The 15,352-nt window shown below is 70.3% G+C and carries 14 protein-coding genes; 8 read left to right on the top strand and 6 right to left on the bottom strand.

Annotated elements, in window-relative coordinates; translation table 11 throughout:
• Positions 1-1,089, bottom strand: a 1,089-nt coding sequence (locus GUY59_RS25605) for a cytochrome P450 (protein WP_201761328.1), incomplete at its 3' end; no start/stop codon positions are given.
• Between the two features lie 345 nt (positions 1,090-1,434).
• Here GUY59_RS25605 and GUY59_RS25600 point away from each other — a divergent pair.
• Genes GUY59_RS25600 through GUY59_RS25570 form a run of 7 tightly spaced genes read left to right on the top strand, consistent with a single transcriptional unit; the run spans position 1,435 to position 8,730 of the window.
• Positions 1,435-2,280 carry a fumarylacetoacetate hydrolase family protein gene (locus GUY59_RS25600; RefSeq protein ID WP_138202085.1) on the top strand — a complete coding sequence of 282 codons (846 nt, stop codon included), beginning with the start codon at positions 1,435-1,437 and terminating at the stop codon, positions 2,278-2,280.
• Positions 2,277-3,572 (top strand): enolase C-terminal domain-like protein, encoded by a 1,296-nt coding sequence (locus GUY59_RS25595; protein ID WP_138202086.1) that lies wholly within the window; start codon positions 2,277-2,279, stop codon positions 3,570-3,572. The genes GUY59_RS25600 and GUY59_RS25595 overlap by 4 nt, the downstream gene beginning before the upstream one ends.
• Positions 3,563-4,294: an SDR family NAD(P)-dependent oxidoreductase gene (locus GUY59_RS25590; RefSeq protein WP_252375017.1), complete on the top strand. Its 732-nt coding sequence runs from the start codon at positions 3,563-3,565 to the stop codon at positions 4,292-4,294. Before GUY59_RS25595 ends, GUY59_RS25590 begins: the two co-directional genes overlap by 10 nt.
• A gap of 20 nt (positions 4,295-4,314) precedes the next feature.
• Entirely contained in the window at positions 4,315-5,334 is a 1,020-nt protein-coding gene (locus tag GUY59_RS25585) for a sugar ABC transporter substrate-binding protein (protein ID WP_138202087.1), read from the top strand.
• Positions 5,334-6,815 (top strand): sugar ABC transporter ATP-binding protein, encoded by a 1,482-nt coding sequence (locus GUY59_RS25580; protein WP_138202088.1) that lies wholly within the window; start codon positions 5,334-5,336, stop codon positions 6,813-6,815. The genes GUY59_RS25585 and GUY59_RS25580 overlap by 1 nt, the downstream gene beginning before the upstream one ends.
• Positions 6,812-7,801: an ABC transporter permease gene (locus GUY59_RS25575; RefSeq protein WP_138202089.1), complete on the top strand. Its 990-nt coding sequence runs from the start codon at positions 6,812-6,814 to the stop codon at positions 7,799-7,801. The genes GUY59_RS25580 and GUY59_RS25575 overlap by 4 nt, the downstream gene beginning before the upstream one ends.
• A 5-nt stretch (positions 7,802-7,806) precedes the next feature.
• Positions 7,807-8,730: an aldo/keto reductase gene (locus GUY59_RS25570; protein WP_138202090.1), complete on the top strand. Its 924-nt coding sequence runs from the start codon at positions 7,807-7,809 to the stop codon at positions 8,728-8,730.
• A gap of 120 nt (positions 8,731-8,850) precedes the next feature.
• On the opposite strand, the gene GUY59_RS50835 is transcribed toward GUY59_RS25570, so the two are convergent.
• Together GUY59_RS50835 and GUY59_RS25560 are read right to left on the bottom strand one after the other, a co-directional pair.
• Positions 8,851-9,798: a DNA polymerase ligase N-terminal domain-containing protein gene (locus tag GUY59_RS50835; RefSeq protein WP_138202091.1), complete on the bottom strand. Its 948-nt coding sequence runs from the start codon at positions 9,796-9,798 to the stop codon at positions 8,851-8,853.
• A gap of 9 nt (positions 9,799-9,807) precedes the next feature.
• Positions 9,808-10,824 carry a LacI family DNA-binding transcriptional regulator gene (locus GUY59_RS25560; protein ID WP_138202092.1) on the bottom strand — a complete coding sequence of 339 codons (1,017 nt, stop codon included), beginning with the start codon at positions 10,822-10,824 and terminating at the stop codon, positions 9,808-9,810.
• Between the two features lie 83 nt (positions 10,825-10,907).
• On the opposite strand from GUY59_RS25560, the gene arfA reads away from it, so the two are divergent.
• Complete coding sequence (gene arfA / locus GUY59_RS25555) at positions 10,908-12,404, top strand: arabinosylfuranosidase ArfA (protein ID WP_138202112.1); 1,497 nt, start codon at positions 10,908-10,910, stop codon at positions 12,402-12,404.
• 23 nt (positions 12,405-12,427) lie between these two features.
• Here the strand turns inward: arfA and GUY59_RS25550 are convergent, their stop codons facing one another.
• The 3 genes from GUY59_RS25550 to GUY59_RS25540 are packed head-to-tail and all read right to left on the bottom strand — an operon-like array spanning position 12,428 to position 15,316.
• A complete protein-coding gene (locus tag GUY59_RS25550) occupies positions 12,428-13,108 on the bottom strand; it encodes a FadR/GntR family transcriptional regulator (protein WP_138202093.1) in 681 nt (226 codons plus the stop codon).
• 25 nt (positions 13,109-13,133) lie between these two features.
• Entirely contained in the window at positions 13,134-14,156 is a 1,023-nt protein-coding gene (locus GUY59_RS25545) for an MBL fold metallo-hydrolase (RefSeq protein WP_138202094.1), read from the bottom strand.
• Positions 14,157-14,200: 44 nt separating this feature from the next.
• Positions 14,201-15,316, bottom strand: a complete 1,116-nt coding sequence (locus tag GUY59_RS25540) for a steroid 3-ketoacyl-CoA thiolase (protein ID WP_138202095.1) — start codon at positions 15,314-15,316, stop codon at positions 14,201-14,203.
• Between the last annotated feature and the right edge of the window lie 36 nt (positions 15,317-15,352).

Below are 15,352 nucleotides of genomic sequence, written 5' to 3'. Positions count from 1 at the left end.
GCGGAGTTCCAGTTTGGCCAGGTGGTTGCCGAGGCAGAAGTGCGCCCCGCCGCCTCCGAAGCCGATATGGGGGTTCGGGTCGCGGCCGATGTCGAAGACGTCGGCGTCGGGAAAGACCGTGGTGTCGCGGTTGGCGGAGGAGTAGAAGACCACGACCTTGTCGTCGGCCTTGATCTGCTGCCCGCCCAGCACCTGGTCGGTCGTGGAGGTGCGGCGGAAGAGGTTGACGGGGGAGACCCAGCGGACGATCTCGTCGGCGGCCGTCCTGGCGAGGGCGGGGTCGGCCACGAGGCGGTCCCACTGGCCGGGGTGGTCGAAGAGGGCGAGCATGCCGCCGGAGGCGGCGTTGCGGGTGGTCTCGTTGCCGGCCACGACGAGGAGGAGGACGAACAGGTCGAACTCGTTCTCGTCGAGCGTCTCGCCCTGCTCGTCGGGCTGGATGAGCTTGGTGACGATGTCGTTCCTGGGATTGGCCCGGCGTTGCGCCGCGAGCTGGTTGGCGTAGGCGTAGACCTCCATGGCGGCGGCCGAACCCTCTTCGGGCGCGTCGGCGTAGTCGGGGTCCTGGGCGCCGATCATGCGGTTCGACCAGTTGAAGAGTTTGTCGCGGTCGGTCACGGGCGCGCCGAGCAGCTCGCAGATCACGTAGAGGGGCAGGGGCGCGGCGATCTCGGTGACGAAGTCGACCTCGCCTGAGCACTTGTCGAGCAGGTCGTCGCAGATATCGCGGATGTGCTGTTCGAGGGCTCCGATCGTGCGTGGGGTGAAGCCCCGGTTGACCAGGGAGCGCCGTCTCGTGTGCTCGGGCGGGTCCTGGTTGAGCATCATGTGCCGCTGGAGGGCGATCTGGTCGTCGGCCATCTCGTCGAACAGGGCCAGCCGCCGGTAGGAGGAGAAGAGATCGGAGTGCCGCGAGACGTGGACGACCTCGTCGTACGTGGTGACGGCCCAGAAGCCGGGATCCCCGTCGTGCCAGTGGATCGGCGAGTTCGCGCGCAGCCAGGCCAGCTGGTCGTGCGGAGGTCCGGTGGTCGCGTAGACGTCCCGGTCGACGAGGTCGATGTGCACCCGGATCACCCTCTTGATCAAGCGCTTGGTTACGCACTACTGCAACGTGTTCTATTACGCCGCTGTACGGCCGTCAAGGAGCCTCGTGGTCGACACGCTTAGATCGTTCCTGGCAGGCCCTTTGCGGTTGCTGTGGCGCCTGCCCTCTGGGGTGCGCGTTTCACCTCCGATGTTTGGGGTGGGAAAAAACTGGCTATGTGAACGTAGCCATCGGAGTGCTCACCCAATTCACCGCCCACAGCCCTGCCCGGCAATCTTCTGTGAGTCACGTATCGGGACATGTCCGGGTCGTCGCCCTTGACATGCTCAGCACGCTCGCACGAGCATCAGAGCTGAGACATCCGATGTATAGATGAAGGATGCGGTGTGAAGCTGCTGCGAGTAGGACCTGCCGGCCAGGAGCGGCCGGTGGTGCTGGATGACGCCGGGAAGCTGCGCGACATCGGGGAGCCCGAGATCGACGGCGCTTTCCTCGCCTCCGGGGGAGTGGCGCGCGTCCGCGAGGCGCTCGAACGCGGCGATCTGCCCGTCGTCGACGCCGAGGGGCTGCGGATCGGCGCCCCTCTCGCGCGCCCCGGCAAGATCGTCTGCATCGGGCTGAACTACGGCGACCACGCCGCCGAGTCCGGTGCCGAGGCGCCGGCCGAGCCGGTCGTGTTCATGAAGGCGTCCAGCACCATGGTCGGTCCGCATGACAAGGTGCTGATCCCGCGTGGGAGCGTCAAGACCGACTGGGAGGTGGAGCTGGCCATCGTCATCGGCCAGGAGGCCCGCTACCTGGGCAGCGCGGAGGAGGCCCGGGGGGTGATCGCCGGTTACGCGATCTCCAACGACGTCTCCGAGCGTGAGTTCCAGCTCGAGCGCGGCGGCCAGTGGGACAAGGGCAAGTCGTGCGAGACGTTCAACCCGTTCGGCCCGTGGCTGGTGACGGCCGACGAGGTGGGCGACCCGCAGCGGCTGCCCCTGCGTCTCTGGGTGAACGGCGAGCTGCGCCAGGACGGCGACACCAAGAACATGATCTTCGATGTGGCCGAGGTGGTGCGCTACCTGAGCCAGTTCATGGTTCTGGAGCCGGGCGACGTGATCAACACCGGGACGCCCGCCGGGGTGGCGATGGGCATGCCGGGGCAGCCCTACCTCCGGGCCGGCGACGTGATGGAGCTGGAGATCGAAGGGCTGGGCCGGCAGCGCCAGACGGTGGGGCAGGCATGAGCGGCTACCGCATCACCGGGATGACGACGCACGACGTACGCTTCCCGACCTCGCGCGAGCTCGACGGCTCCGACGCGATGAACCCCGACCCCGACTACTCCGCCGCCTACGTCGTGCTCACGACCGACGACGGGTGCGAGGGACACGGGTTCGCGTTCACGATCGGGCGTGGCAACGACATCCAGACCGCGGCCATCACCGCGCTGGAGCCGTATGTCGTCGGCAAGGACGTCGAGGACCTCGGCACGCTCTACCGCGACCTGGTCAACGACTCGCAGCTGCGGTGGCTGGGGCCGGAGAAGGGCGTCATGCACATGGCGATCTCCGCCGTGGTCAACGCGCTGTGGGACCTCAAGGCCAAGCGGGCGGGCAAGCCCCTGTGGCGGCTGCTGGCGGAGATGCCGCCCGAGGAGATCGTCGGCCTCATCGACTTCCGTTACCTGAGCGACGCGCTGACCCAGGACGAAGCCCTCCAAATCCTGAAAAAGGCGGAAAAGGGGAAGGCTGAGCGCATCAGCCACCTGGTCGAGACCGGCTACCCCGCCTACACCACCTCGCCCGGCTGGCTCGGCTACGACGACGAGAAGTTGCGCAGGCTCTGCAAGGAGGCCATCGACCAGGGCTTCGGGCAGATCAAGCTGAAGGTCGGCGCCGACCTCGACGACGACCGGCGCCGCTTCAGGGCGGCCCGCGAGGTGTGCGGGGCCGGCTACCCGATCGCGATCGACGCCAACCAGCGCTGGGACGTCGGCTCCGGCATCGAGTGGATCAACGCGCTGCGGGAGTTCGACCCGCACTGGGTCGAGGAACCGACCAGCCCCGACGACGTGCTCGGCCACGCCGCCATCGCGCGGGGCATCGCGCCGGTCCCGGTGGCGACCGGCGAGCACGTGCAGAACCGCATCGTGTTCAAGCAACTGCTGCAGGCCGAGGCCGTCTCCTACGTGCAGATCGACGCGGCCCGCGTCGGCGGGGTCAACGAGAACCTCGCGATCCTGCTGCTCGCGGCGAAGTTCGGCGTCCCGGTGTGCCCGCACGCGGGCGGTGTCGGGCTGTGCGAGCTGGTGCAACACCTGTCGATGTTCGACTACGTGGCCGTCACCGGCTCCATGGAGGGCCGCGTGATCGAGTACGTCGACCACCTGCACGAGCACTTCGCCGACCCGGTCGTCATCAGGAACGGCCGGTACGTCGCCCCGTCCGCGCCCGGCTTCAGCGCGCAGATGCACGCAGCGTCGATCGCCGCCCACACCTTCCCCGACGGCGAGGTCTGGAGGAACGCGTGGGCCTGAACGCGATCGTCACCGGCGGCGGCTCCGGCATCGGCCTGGCCACGGCCGCCGAGCTGACCGGGCGGGGGATGAAGGTCGCCTGCCTCGACCTCAACCCGCCGGGCGAGCCGTACCTCGGGATCAAGGCGGACGTCACCGACGACGCGGGGGTCAGGGCCGCGGTGGCGGAGGCCGCCGAGCGCCTGGGCGGAATCGACGTGGTGGTCAACAACGCGGGCATCGGCGCCCAAGGGACCATCGAGGACAACCCGGACGCCGAATGGCACAGGGTGTATGACGTCAACGTGCTGGGCATGGTCCGGGTGGCGCGGGCGGCGTTGCCGTATCTTAGGAGGTCGGAGCACGCCGCCATCGTCAACGTCTGCTCGGTCGCGGCCACCGCGGGGTTGCCGAACCGGGCGCTCTACAGCGCGACCAAAGGCGCGGTGCAGTCGCTGACGCTCGCCATGGCCGCCGACCACATCCGCGAGGGCATCCGGGTCAACTGCGTCAACCCGGGCACCGCCGACACACCGTGGGTCGCCAAGCTGCTCGACGTGGCCGACGACCCTGAGGCGGAGCGGGCGGCGCTGAGCGCCAGGCAGCCGATGGGCCGCCTGGTCAGCCCGGAGGAGGTCGCCGCGGCGATCGCCTACCTCGCCGGCCCGGAGGCGAGCGCCACCACCGGCACCGTGCTCGCGGTCGACGGCGGGATGCAGGGGTTGCGGCTCAGACACAACTGACCAAGGAAGGTGACACCCCCATGAAGCTCGGATCGGCGGTCGCGGCGGCGGCCCTCCTGGCGGTCGTCACCGCCTGTGGCCCAGGCACGGCGGGAGGAGGCGACGGCGGCACCAGGATCGGCATCGACCACCCGCGTGCCGACTCCGACTTCTGGAACTCCTACATCAAGTACGTTCCGCGGATGGCCGGCGAGCTCAAGGTCGACCTCATGCCCGCCACCAACTCGCAGAACGACGTGGCGAAGCTGGTCAACAACGTGCAGGCGCTGATCGGGCAGGGGGCCAAGGTGATCGTCATGGCCCCGCAGGACACCGGCGCCGTCGCCAACACGCTCCAGCAGCTGGAGAACAAGAAGATCCCGGTCGTGACCGTCGACACCCGGCCGGACAAGGGCAAGGTCTACATGGTCGTACGCGCCGACAACCGCGCGTACGGCACCAAGGCGTGCGAGTTCCTGGGTGAGAAGCTCGGCGGCAAGGGCAAGGTCGTGCAGCTCCAGGGCGCGCTCAGCTCGATCAACGGCCGTGACAGGTCGGAGGCGTTCCTGGAGTGCATGAAGACGAAGTTCCCCGGCATCACGGTCTTCAGCGAGCCGACCGAGTGGGAGGGCAGCAAGGCGGCGTCCATGTTGCAGACCCGCCTGGAGCAGAACCCCGACATCAAGGGGATCTACATGCACGCCGGAGGTGTGCACCTGGCCCCGACGTTGCAGGTGCTCAAGCAGAAGGGGCTGCTCGTGCCGTCGGGCGACCCGAAGCACATCTTCGTGGTCTCCAATGACGGCATCCCGCAGGAGTACGCCGCGATCCGTAAGGGTGACATCGACGCCACCGTCTCGCAGCCCGCGGACCTGTACGCCAAGTACGCGCTCCTCTACGCCAAGGCGGCGGCGGACGGCAAGACGTTCAAGCCTGGCCCGACCGACCACGGCAGCACGATCATCCAGCTCCCGAACGGCCTGGAGGACCAGCTTCCCGCGCCGCTCGTGACCAAGGACAACGTGGACGACAAGAGTCTCTGGGGCAACCAGGCCGGCTGATGAACCATCACGTCGAAGCCCGGAACGTCGTCAAGCGGTTCGGCCCCACCACCGCGCTCGACCGCGCGGGCATCGAGATCGCCGAGGGCGAGACCCGCGCGCTCGTCGGCAGGAACGGCGCCGGCAAGTCCACCCTCGTGTCGATCCTCACCGGGCTCCTGCGGCCCGACCAGGGCGAGGTGCTGTTCTCGGGCGAGCCGGCACCGCCCATCGCCGACCGTGACGCCTGGCGGCAGCGTGTCGCCTGCGTCTACCAGCACTCGACGATCATCCCGGCGCTGTCGGTCGCCGAGAACCTCTTCCTCAACCGCCAGCCGGGCAGGGGCGGCCTGATCAGGTGGCGGGCGCTGCGGGACAGGGCGCGCGAGCTGCTGGACACGTACGAGGTGGACGTGGACGCGCAGGCCCTGGCCGGCGAGCTCACCGTGGAGCAGCGCCAGCTCGTCGAGATCGCCCGCGCGTTGTCGTTCGGGGCCAGGTTCATCATCCTCGACGAGCCGACCGCGCGGCTGGACGGCCCGGCCATCGAGCGGTTGTTCGCCCGCATGCGCTCGCTGCGCGAGCAGGGCGTCACGATGTTGTACATCTCCCACCACCTCGACGAGGTTTACGAGATCTGCCAGAGCGTCACGGTGTTCCGCGACGCCCGCCACATCGTGACCAGCCCGGTCGCGGATCTCCCGCACGACGAGCTGGTCGCCGCGATGACGGGGGAGGCCACGGTGGCCTACACGTCCCGCTCGCGCACGCCCGGCGGCACGGTGGTGTTGTCGGGCGAGGGGCTGTCGCTCGCCGGCCGCTACCAGGACGTCGACCTCACGGTCAGATCCGGCGAGGTCGTCGGCCTGGCGGGCTCCGCGAGCAGCGGCAAGGTCGGCCTGGCCGAGACGCTGGTCGGGCTGCACAGGGCCGACTCCGGCACGGTCACGGTCAACGGCAGGCGGCTCCGGCCGGGAGACGTGCCCGCCGCGCTGCGGGCAGGGCTCGGCTGGGTACCGCAGGACCGCCACCGCGAGGGCTTCGTCCCGCGGTTGTCGGTGGGGGAGAACGCCACGTTCCCGATCGCCCGCAAGCTGGGACGGTACGGCCTGGTGTCGCCGTCGCGCCGCCGGGCGAAGGCCGAGGAGCTGATCGAGAATCTGGACATCAAGACGGAAGGAGCCGACCAGCCGGTCGGCGACCTGTCCGGGGGCAACGCCCAGAAGGTGGTGTTCGCGCGGGCGCTCGTGGACGACCCGGACGTGCTGGTGGTGATCAACCCGACCGCCGGCGTCGACGTCAAGGCCAAGCAGGCGCTGCTCGGCGCCGTCGAGGACGCCGTCGAGCGGGGCGCGGGGGCCGTGGTGGTCTCCGACGAGCTCGATGACCTGCGCATCTGCGACAGGGTGCTGGTGATGTTCCACGGCAGGGTCGTCAAGGACTTGCCGCGTGGCTGGACGGACCACGAGCTCGTGGCCGTGATGGAGGGCATGGAAGAGTGACCAGTTCAACTGCGCCGGCCCTCCGGGTGCGGCCGGCCCGGTTCCGCGACCTGACGCTCGTGCCGGTGATCGTGCTGCTGCTCGTCGTGGGCGCCTTCCTCGACCCGACCTTCCTGACGGCGGGCAACCTGACCAACGTGCTCCAGCAGCAGGCGGCGATCTCGCTCCTCGTGCTGGCCGAGGCGATGATCCTCATCGCCGGGAAGTTCGACCTGTCGCTGGAGTCGACGGTCGGCACCGCGCCCGCGATCGCCGTGATGCTGATCATCCCGGTGTCGGCGGGCGGGTTCGGCACCGGGCTGCCCGGCACGCTCGTGATCCCGCTGGCGCTGCTGGTCGGGGCCGCGATCGGGGCGATCAACGGTCTCCTCATCATCAGGTTCCAGCTGTCGGCGTTCATCGTCACGCTGGCCATGCTGATCGTGGTGCACGGTTTCCTGCAGGGGCCGACGGAGGGCAAGACGTTGTTCCAGCTGCCCGAATCGATCCTCTATCTCGGCAGCGCGTCGTGGCTGGGCCTGCCGGCGGCCGTCTGGATCGCCGGGGCGCTCTTCGCCGCCGGCGTCTTCGCCCTCGGATACCTCAGGGCCGGCCGCGCGCTCTACGCCATCGGCGGCAACGCCGACGCGGCCCGCGCGGCAGGCATCCGCGTCGACCGGGTGCTCTGGGCTGTGTTCATCCTGGGCGGCACGCTTGCGGCGCTGGCCGGGATTCTGGAGACGGGACGCCTCGGGGCGATCGGCAACAACCAGGGCGTCGGGTGGATCTTCATGGTGTTCGCGGCGGCCGTCATCGGCGGCGTCAGCATGGACGGGGGCAAGGGCACCATCCTGGGCGCGCTCACGGGCGTGCTGGTGATCGGCCTGGTGCAGAACATCCTGACGCTGATCGGCGTGTCGGGCTTCTGGCAGCCTGTCATCTACGGCGCGATCATCCTCATCGCGCTGATGATCAGCAGAATCGCGGGCGGAAAGGCACAAGATTGAACTCAATGGAGCTGCCGCGCCACGGGTTCGGCGGGGCGCCCCTGGGCAACCTGTTCGAGTCGGTCGCGGAGGAGCAGGCCCGCGCCACGGTGGACGCCGCGTGGGACGCGGGTGTGCGGCTGTTCGACACCGCGCCCCACTACGGGCTCGGCCTGTCGGAGCGGCGTCTGGGCGCGGCGCTGGCCGGCCGCTCGGGCTACGTCCTGTCCACGAAGGTCGGCCGCCTGCTGGTGCCCGCGAGGCCGGGGGGCGGGCGTGACGGCGAGGGCTTCGACGTATCGGCCGCGATCGAGCGGGTGTGGGACTTCTCCGGCGACGGCGTACGCAGGTCCCTGGAGGAGTCGCTTGACCGCCTCGGGCTGCCGTCCGTCGACATCGTGCTCATTCACGACCCGGACGACCACGTCGACCAGGCGATCACGCAGGCGTACCCGGCGCTGGCCGAACTGCGCGACCAGGGTGTGGTGAAGGCCATCGGCGTCGGGATGAACCAGTGGCAGGCGCCGTTGCGATTCGTCCGGGAGAGCGGCGTCGACGTCGTCATGCTCGCGGGCCGCTACACCCTGCTCGACCAGTCGGGCCTGCCGCTGCTGGGGGAGTGCGCGCAGCGCGGCGTCAGGGTGTTGGCGGCCGGGGTGTTCAACAGCGGCCTCCTCGCGACCCACGAGCCGGCGGGCACCTATGACTACCGGCCGGCGCCGGCCGGGCTGGTGGCGCGTGCCAGTCGCATCGCCGCCGTCTGCGAGCGTCACGGCGTCACCCTGCCCCAGGCGGCCATGGCCTTCCCGCTGCGCCACCCGGCCGTCGCGTCGATCGTGGTGGGCGCCCGAGCTCCGGAGGAGGTCCGTACGAACGCCGCCCTGTGGTCCCGGCCGGTTCCCGGCTCGCTCTGGAAGGAGCTCACGGCGGAAGGGCTGCTGCCGGCCTGACCGCGGCCGCTCATCCGGCCTCCCTCCCACAGGACGCTCGCATCGATCGCCCGCATCCGGTCGCCGAAAGGCAGCGTCTGCGTGCCGGTGTGCAGGGTGCCGGCGGCGGGGCTCGGGTGGTCAGGAGGGGATGAACAGCCAGGACTTCGACGGTCCCGGCTCGTACGGCGCGTCCAGGCGCTTGGCCACCACTCCCGGCAACTCCTGCTCGCGGGCCGCCTGCCGCACCGGGCCCGCCTCGCCCGGCCAGGACGGCGCGGTCTGCCAGTGGGGGCCGGCGAGGTCGAGCGCCTCCAGCGCGGCCCTGCGGTCCGTGTAGGGCTGGTCCACCAGGGACCGCCCATCGTCGTAGAGGAGGTCGTAGAAGACGAGGATCTCGGCGCCTCCCAGGGTGACGAGCTCGCCGTCGAGCAGCACCGTACGGCTGCCGAACGACTCCGCCAGCCCTCGCAGCCACGGGTGCTCGCGGGACGCAGTGGTGCGGCCGCCCTCGACGGGCACCAGCAGCCGCCGGCCTCCCCAGGCGAACTCGAAGGCGTAGGGGGAGGCGTCGCGCGGCGGCCTGGCGCGTTCGGTGGGCAGCATGGGCTCGACGTCGGGGAACGGGTCGCGGACCGGGGGATCCATGCGGTGGATCATCCAGTTCTTGCCCCGCGTACGGAACAACACGAACCGGCCGGAGGCGCGCGTGCCGTGCAGGACGACCTTGACCTCGCGCTCCGACCACTTCTCGGTGTCGTACGTGCCGGTGTCCCAGATGGTCATGGTGCCGCCGCCGTACTCGCCCTTGGGGATCTCGCCGTGGAAGGTGAGGTATTCCAGCGGGTGGTCCTCGGTGTGCACGGCCAGGTGGTTGGTGGCGGGGTCGGCGGGCAGTCCCTTGGGCACGGCCCAGGAGACGAGCACGCCGTCGCGTTCGAGCCGCAGGTCCCAGTGCAGCGACCGCGCGTGGTGCTCCTGGATGACGAACGCCCGGTCGTCTCCTGGGGTCGGGGGTTCGGCGGGGACGGGTTCAGGGGTGCGTCGGTCGTCGCGCTTGCTCCGGTATCGCGCAAGTTTGTCGGACACACCAGGCTCCTACCCGCCGGTGCTCTCTCTGATCATCAGCTCGTACGGCACCCGGATCTCGCGTGCCTCGGCCTGCGAGCCCTTGGCCATGCGGGCTGCCAGCTGATCGACGGCCTGGCGGGCGATCGCCTGCTTGTCGGGGGAGATCGTGGTGAGGGTGGGGGTGGCGTACCTGCCGTCCTCGATGTCGTCGAAGCCCGCCAGCGCCACGTCGCCGGGCACGTCGTGGCCGCGCTCCAGCAGCGTGCGCAGGGCGCCGAGGGCGAGCAGGTCGTTGAAGCAGAAGACCGCGTCCGGCGCCTGGCCACAGTCGAGCAGCCGGGCCATCGCGCGGGCGCCGTCGGCGCGGTGGTAGGTGTCGACGTGCTGCACGAGCCGGTCGTCGGCGGGCAGGCCGACCTCGGCCAGCGCCTCGAAATAGCCGGCCAGCCGCAGCCGTGACGTCTCCGCCGCGACGTCGTCCTGGGCGCCGATCGCCGCGATGCGCCGCCGGCCGGTCGCGGCCAGGTGGAGGGTGGCCTCCTTGGCCGCCGCCACGTTGTCCACCACGACGTGGTCGGCAGGCCCGTCGTAGACGCGCTCGCCCAGCAGCACCATGGGTGTGTCGTCCATGCGGGCGGCCAGGTCCTCGGGCGTCAGCGCGAGCGGGCTGAAGATCAGTCCGTCGATCAGGTGGGCGCGGAACCCTTCGGCGACGAGTTGCTCGCGCTCGCGCGACGCGCCTGTCTGGTCGATCAGCACGGTCAGCCCGCGTTCCTCCGCCGCGCTCACCACGAACCTGGCCAGCTCCGCGAAGTAAGGGATGTCCAGTTCGGGCACGGCCAGGGCGATGATCCCGGTGCGGCCCTGCCGCAGGTTCCTGGCCGACAGGTTGGGGCGGTAGTTGAGCTCCTTGATGGCCGCCTCGACCCGGCTCCTGGTGGCCGACGTGACGTGTACGTAGCCGTTGACGACGTTTGAGACGGTCTTCACCGATACTCCGGCCAGCCTGGCCACGTCCTTGAGACCGACGCGCGGTTTCTCCATGACGGAAAGTGTAAAACCCTGTGTACAACGTTGAATACAACGATGTATAGATGAGCAGAGCCCTGACGAAGGAGGACGTGCCCATGGATTCCGCCAAGCTCACCCTGGACCCGGCGTTCGAGGTCGGCCCGGTCGGGAAGCGACTGTTCGGCTCGTTCGTCGAACACATGGGGCGGTGCGTGTACACGGGTGTGTTCGAGCCCGGACACCCGCGGGCGGGGGAGGACGGGCTGCGCCGCGACGTCATCGAGCTGACCAGGGAGATGGGCGTCACCACCGTGCGCTACCCAGGGGGCAACTTCGTCTCCAACTACGAATGGGAGGACGGTGTCGGACCCGCGTCCGAGCGGCCCACGCGGCTCGACCTGGCCTGGAAGCAGATCGAGACGAACGCCTTCGGGCTCGACGAGTTCATGACCTGGCTGCGCGAGGTGGACGCCGAGCCGGTGATGGCCGTCAACCTGGGCACGAGGGGCGTCAAGGAGGCTCGCGACCTCGTCGAGTACGCCAACTTCCCGGGCGGCACCCGCTGGTCCGACCTGCGGATCAAGCACGGCGTGCCGGAGCCGTACGGCATCAGGGTGTGGTGCCTGGGCAACGAGATGGACGGGCCCTGGCAGATCGGCGGCAAGACGGCCGACGAGTACGGCAGGCTCGCGTACGAGGCGGCCAAGGCCATGCGCCGGGTGGACCCCGGTCTGGAACTGATCGCCTGCGGCAGCTCCAACATGCGCATCCCGACGTTCGGCTCGTGGGAAGCCACGGTTTTGGAGCACTGCTACGACCAGGTCGACTACATCTCCGCGCACTCCTACTACGACCCGGTGGGAGGCGGCCGGGCCGACTTCCTTGCCTCGGCCGTGGAGATGGAGCAGCAGATCGAGGGCGTGATCGCCACGGCCGACCACGTGGCCGCCAAGCTCGGCAGCCGCAAGCGGCTCAAGGTCTCCTTCGACGAGTGGAACGTCTGGTCGCAGAGCCTGTTCGGCGGCGAGGACAGCCTGGACTGGGAGCACGCGCCGCGCATCATCGAGGAGGAGTACGACGTCGCCGGCGCGGCCGTCGTCGGCAGCCTGCTCATCACCCTGCTCAACCACGCCGACCGGGTCGGCATCGCCTGCCAGGCCCAGCTCGCCAACGTGATCGCCCCCATCCGCACCGAGCCGGGTGGCCCCGCCTGGCGGCAGACGATCTTCCACCCGTTCGCGCTCACCGCCGCCCACGCCCGCGGACGCATCCTGCGCGTGCAGGCCACGGCGCCCGCCATGCCGACCGAGCGCTACGGCGAGGTGCCCGTGCTGGCCACCACGGCGACGCTGGACGACGACCGGCTGGCCGTCTTCGCGGTCAACCGCGGCGACCGGCCGCTGCCGGTGGAGATCGATCTGCGCGGCCTGCCGCGGGCGACGGACCTCTCGCACGTCACGGTCGCCGACGACGACACCGGGGCGCGCAACACCGAGAGGGAGCCGCGCCGCGTGGAGCCTCGCGCCGCCGACGGAGCGAAGGTCGACCGTGACCGGCTCACGGCGGTGCTGCCGCCGGTGTCCTTCAACCTGCTGAGGGCGCGGCTCTCCTAGCGCTGGAGGGCCGTCCCTGGTGATCAGCCGAGCTCCAGTGCCCGGCGCAGCCACGACTCCACCCCGGCCACGTGCACGGTGGCCCAGGAGCGGGCGACGTCGGGCCGGCGGGCGGCGATGGCCTCGTAGATCGCGGTGTGCTGCTCCCTGGTCTTCTCCATCGCGCCCTCCTGGGTGAGGCCGCGCCAGATCCGCGCCCGAGTGGTCGGACCTGACAGGCTCTCGATGAACGAGCAGAGCACGCTGTTGCCCGACCCCCGGGCGATGCGCTGGTGGAAGGTCAGGTCGTTGGCCACCAGTTCCTCGACCGTGGGCTCGGCAGGGAGCGCGTCGAGGATCTCGCGCAGCTCGGCGATGTCCTGGTCGGTCATCAGCTCGGTCGCCATCGCCGTCGCGGCGGGCTCAAGAATGCGGCGGACCTCGAAGAACTGCAGCACCGTGTCGTCGCGGTGCAGGTCGAGCACGAACGACATGGTGTCGAGCAGCAGGCGCGGCTCCAGGCTGGTGACGTAGGTGCCGTCGCCCTGGCGTACGTCGAGCACGTTGATCAGCGACAGCGCGCGCACGGCCTCGCGCAGCGAGTTGCGGGACAGTCCGAGCCGTTCGGCGAGGTCGGCCTCCTTGGGCAGCCGGTCACCCGGCGCCAGCTCGCCGGAGACGATCATCTGCTTGATCTTGTCGATGGCCGCGTCGGTGACCGCCACGCTTTTCTCCCTGGACATCGGATGTCTAGGAGTCTAGAGCCTGGAAGCGGACCGGCTCGACACCGGCGTGGCGGCGTACGTGGCCCTGCGCCTCCAGGGTGCGCAGGTGGGCCGCGGCCTCTCCGGCGGCCATGCCTCTCAGCATGGGGGACAGCTCGTCCCATGGCCTGTTCCACGTCATCATCGCGGCGACCTCCCAGATGGTCAGCGGCTCCGGCCGCTCGGCCAGGAGGGCGCGCAGCCGTTGGAGCTTGTCCTCGTGATGGTCGCGGATCTCGGCTGCCCGCGCGGCCACATTCGGAAATGTCCATTCATGTGCTGGCAGCGCGTCCAGCGGCCCGAACCCGGCCACCCGATCCAAGGATTGCAGGAAATCCCCGAGCGGATCGACGTCTTCTCGGTCGTAGGGATAGATGCCGACGTGCGGGGTGATGCCGGGAAGGACGTGGTCACCGGTGAAGAGCCGGTCGGCGTCCTCCAGGTGCAGGCAGATGTGGCCGGGCGTGTGGCCGGGCGTGTGCACGGCCCGCAGCCTGCGCCCCGGCAGGTCGACCAGGTCGCCGTCGCGCAACTCGCGATCGGGCTGCGCCGGCGGCGCGGCACGGCCGCCCAACGCCTCGCGCGCCTCGCCGGGATCGGCCCCCGCCCGCCTGAGCATGTCGGACTGGAACGTGTCGTGCGCGTCGCCCGTGTACCCGATCATGAGCCTGACCAGCGCCGCGTCGTCCTCGTGCATGGCGATCCAGGCGCCGGACGCCTCCCTGACCTGCCCGGCGAGCCCGGCGTGGTCGGGATGGAAATGGGTGACCACCACGCCGCGCACCGAGGCCACGTCCATGCCGAGCGTCGCCAGGCCGCCGCTGAGCGCCTCCCACGCCTCCGGATGGTTCCACCCGGCGTCGACCAGCACCGGTCCTTGGGGCGACTCGACGGCGTAGACGAGCGTGTAGCCGAGCGGGTTGCCGGGGATCGGCACCGGCACGCTCCACACCCCGCCGCCGAGGTCCTGAGGACGTTGCTCGGTGTACGGCCTGCGTCTGGTCTTCATACGCCCCCGATCGTGGTGCCCTGCGTGAAAATTGTGCTGAGAAATCAGCCGATGCGCTCCAGGATCGTCGCCGTGGCCAGCGCCCCACCCGCGCACATCGTGACCAGCGCGGTCGCCGAGTCCGAGCGTTCCAGCTCGTGCAGGGCCGTGGTGATCAGCCGCGCTCCCGTGGCCCCCACCGGGTGGCCGAGCGCGATCGCGCCGCCGTTCGGATTGACCCTGTCCAGGTCGGGCTCGTGCACGCCCGCCCACGACAGCACCACGGACGCGAACGCCTCGTTCACCTCGAACCTGTCGATGTCGCCGATCGTCATGCCGGCCGCGGCGAGCGCCTTCGCCGTCGCGTCCACGGGCCCGTCCAGGTGATAGTACGGTTCCGCGCCGACGAGGGCCTGCGCCAGGATGCGCGCCCGGGGCCGCAGCCCGTGCCGCCGCGCCGCCCGCTCGCTCATCACCAGCACGGCCGCCGCCCCGTCGGAGATCTGCGACGAGGTGCCCGCCGTGTGCAGGGCGCCCTCCGTCAGCGGCTTGAGCCCGGCCAGGCCCTCCACGGTGGTCTCGCGCAGCCCCTGGTCCTTGCGTACTTCGCCGATGGGCACGATCTCCCGCTCGAACCGCCCGTCAGCCCACGCCTTGGCCGCCAGCCGCTGCGAGCGCGCCCCGAACCAGTCGAGCCTCTCGCGCGTCAGCCCGCGCCGCCGGGCGATCCGCTCGGCGGCGGTGAACTGGTCGGGCAGGTCGATGTTCCAGTCGTCGGGGCGCGGCCTGGCGGGGCGTACGTTGCTGCCCAGCGGCGCCCGGCTCATCACCTCGACCCCGCATCCGACACCGGTCTCGATGACGCCCGCGCTGATCAGGGCGGCCGCCAGGTGCACGGCCTGCTGCGAGGACCCGCACTGCGCGTCGACCGTGGTGACGCCCGTCTGGTAGGGCAGCCCGGCGTAGAGCCAGGCGTGGCGGCCGATGTGCCCGCCCTGCTCGCCCGCCTGCGTCACGCAACCGGCGAACACCTGGTCGACGGCCGCCGGATCGAGGCCGGAACGTCGGACGAGCCCGTTCATCGCCGTGGCCAGAACCTGTTGCGGTTTGAGGTCGGCCAGCCAGCCGGCCCGCTTGCCGATGGGGGTGCGAACGGCCTCGACGATCACAGGTGTGCCCACTGTCGCCTCCAGAACGATGCTCTGGAGGCGACAGTA

Origin of the sequence: Nonomuraea sp. K271 (genome assembly GCF_009908215.1) — a bacterium.
Taxonomy (GTDB): Bacteria; Actinomycetota; Actinomycetes; order Streptosporangiales; family Streptosporangiaceae; genus Nonomuraea; species Nonomuraea longispora.
The sequence above is the reverse complement of the archived record's forward strand: the minus strand, read 5'-3'. Positions and strand labels throughout refer to the sequence as shown.

Bases quoted from the DNA above. Each gene is read 5' to 3' on its own strand.
- GUY59_RS25595 (WP_138202086.1), top strand. From the start codon at position 2,277: ATGAGCGGCTACCGCATCACCGGGATGACGACGCACGACGTACGCTTC.
- GUY59_RS25585 (WP_138202087.1), top strand. From the start codon at position 4,315: ATGAAGCTCGGATCGGCGGTCGCGGCGGCGGCCCTCCTGGCGGTCGTC.
- GUY59_RS25580 (WP_138202088.1), top strand. From the start codon at position 5,334: ATGAACCATCACGTCGAAGCCCGGAACGTCGTCAAGCGGTTCGGCCCC.
- GUY59_RS25570 (WP_138202090.1), top strand. From the start codon at position 7,807: ATGGAGCTGCCGCGCCACGGGTTCGGCGGGGCGCCCCTGGGCAACCTG.
- GUY59_RS25560 (WP_138202092.1), bottom strand. From the start codon at position 10,824: ATGGAGAAACCGCGCGTCGGTCTCAAGGACGTGGCCAGGCTGGCCGGA.
- arfA (WP_138202112.1), top strand. From the start codon at position 10,908: ATGGATTCCGCCAAGCTCACCCTGGACCCGGCGTTCGAGGTCGGCCCG.
- GUY59_RS25545 (WP_138202094.1), bottom strand. From the start codon at position 14,156: ATGAAGACCAGACGCAGGCCGTACACCGAGCAACGTCCTCAGGACCTC.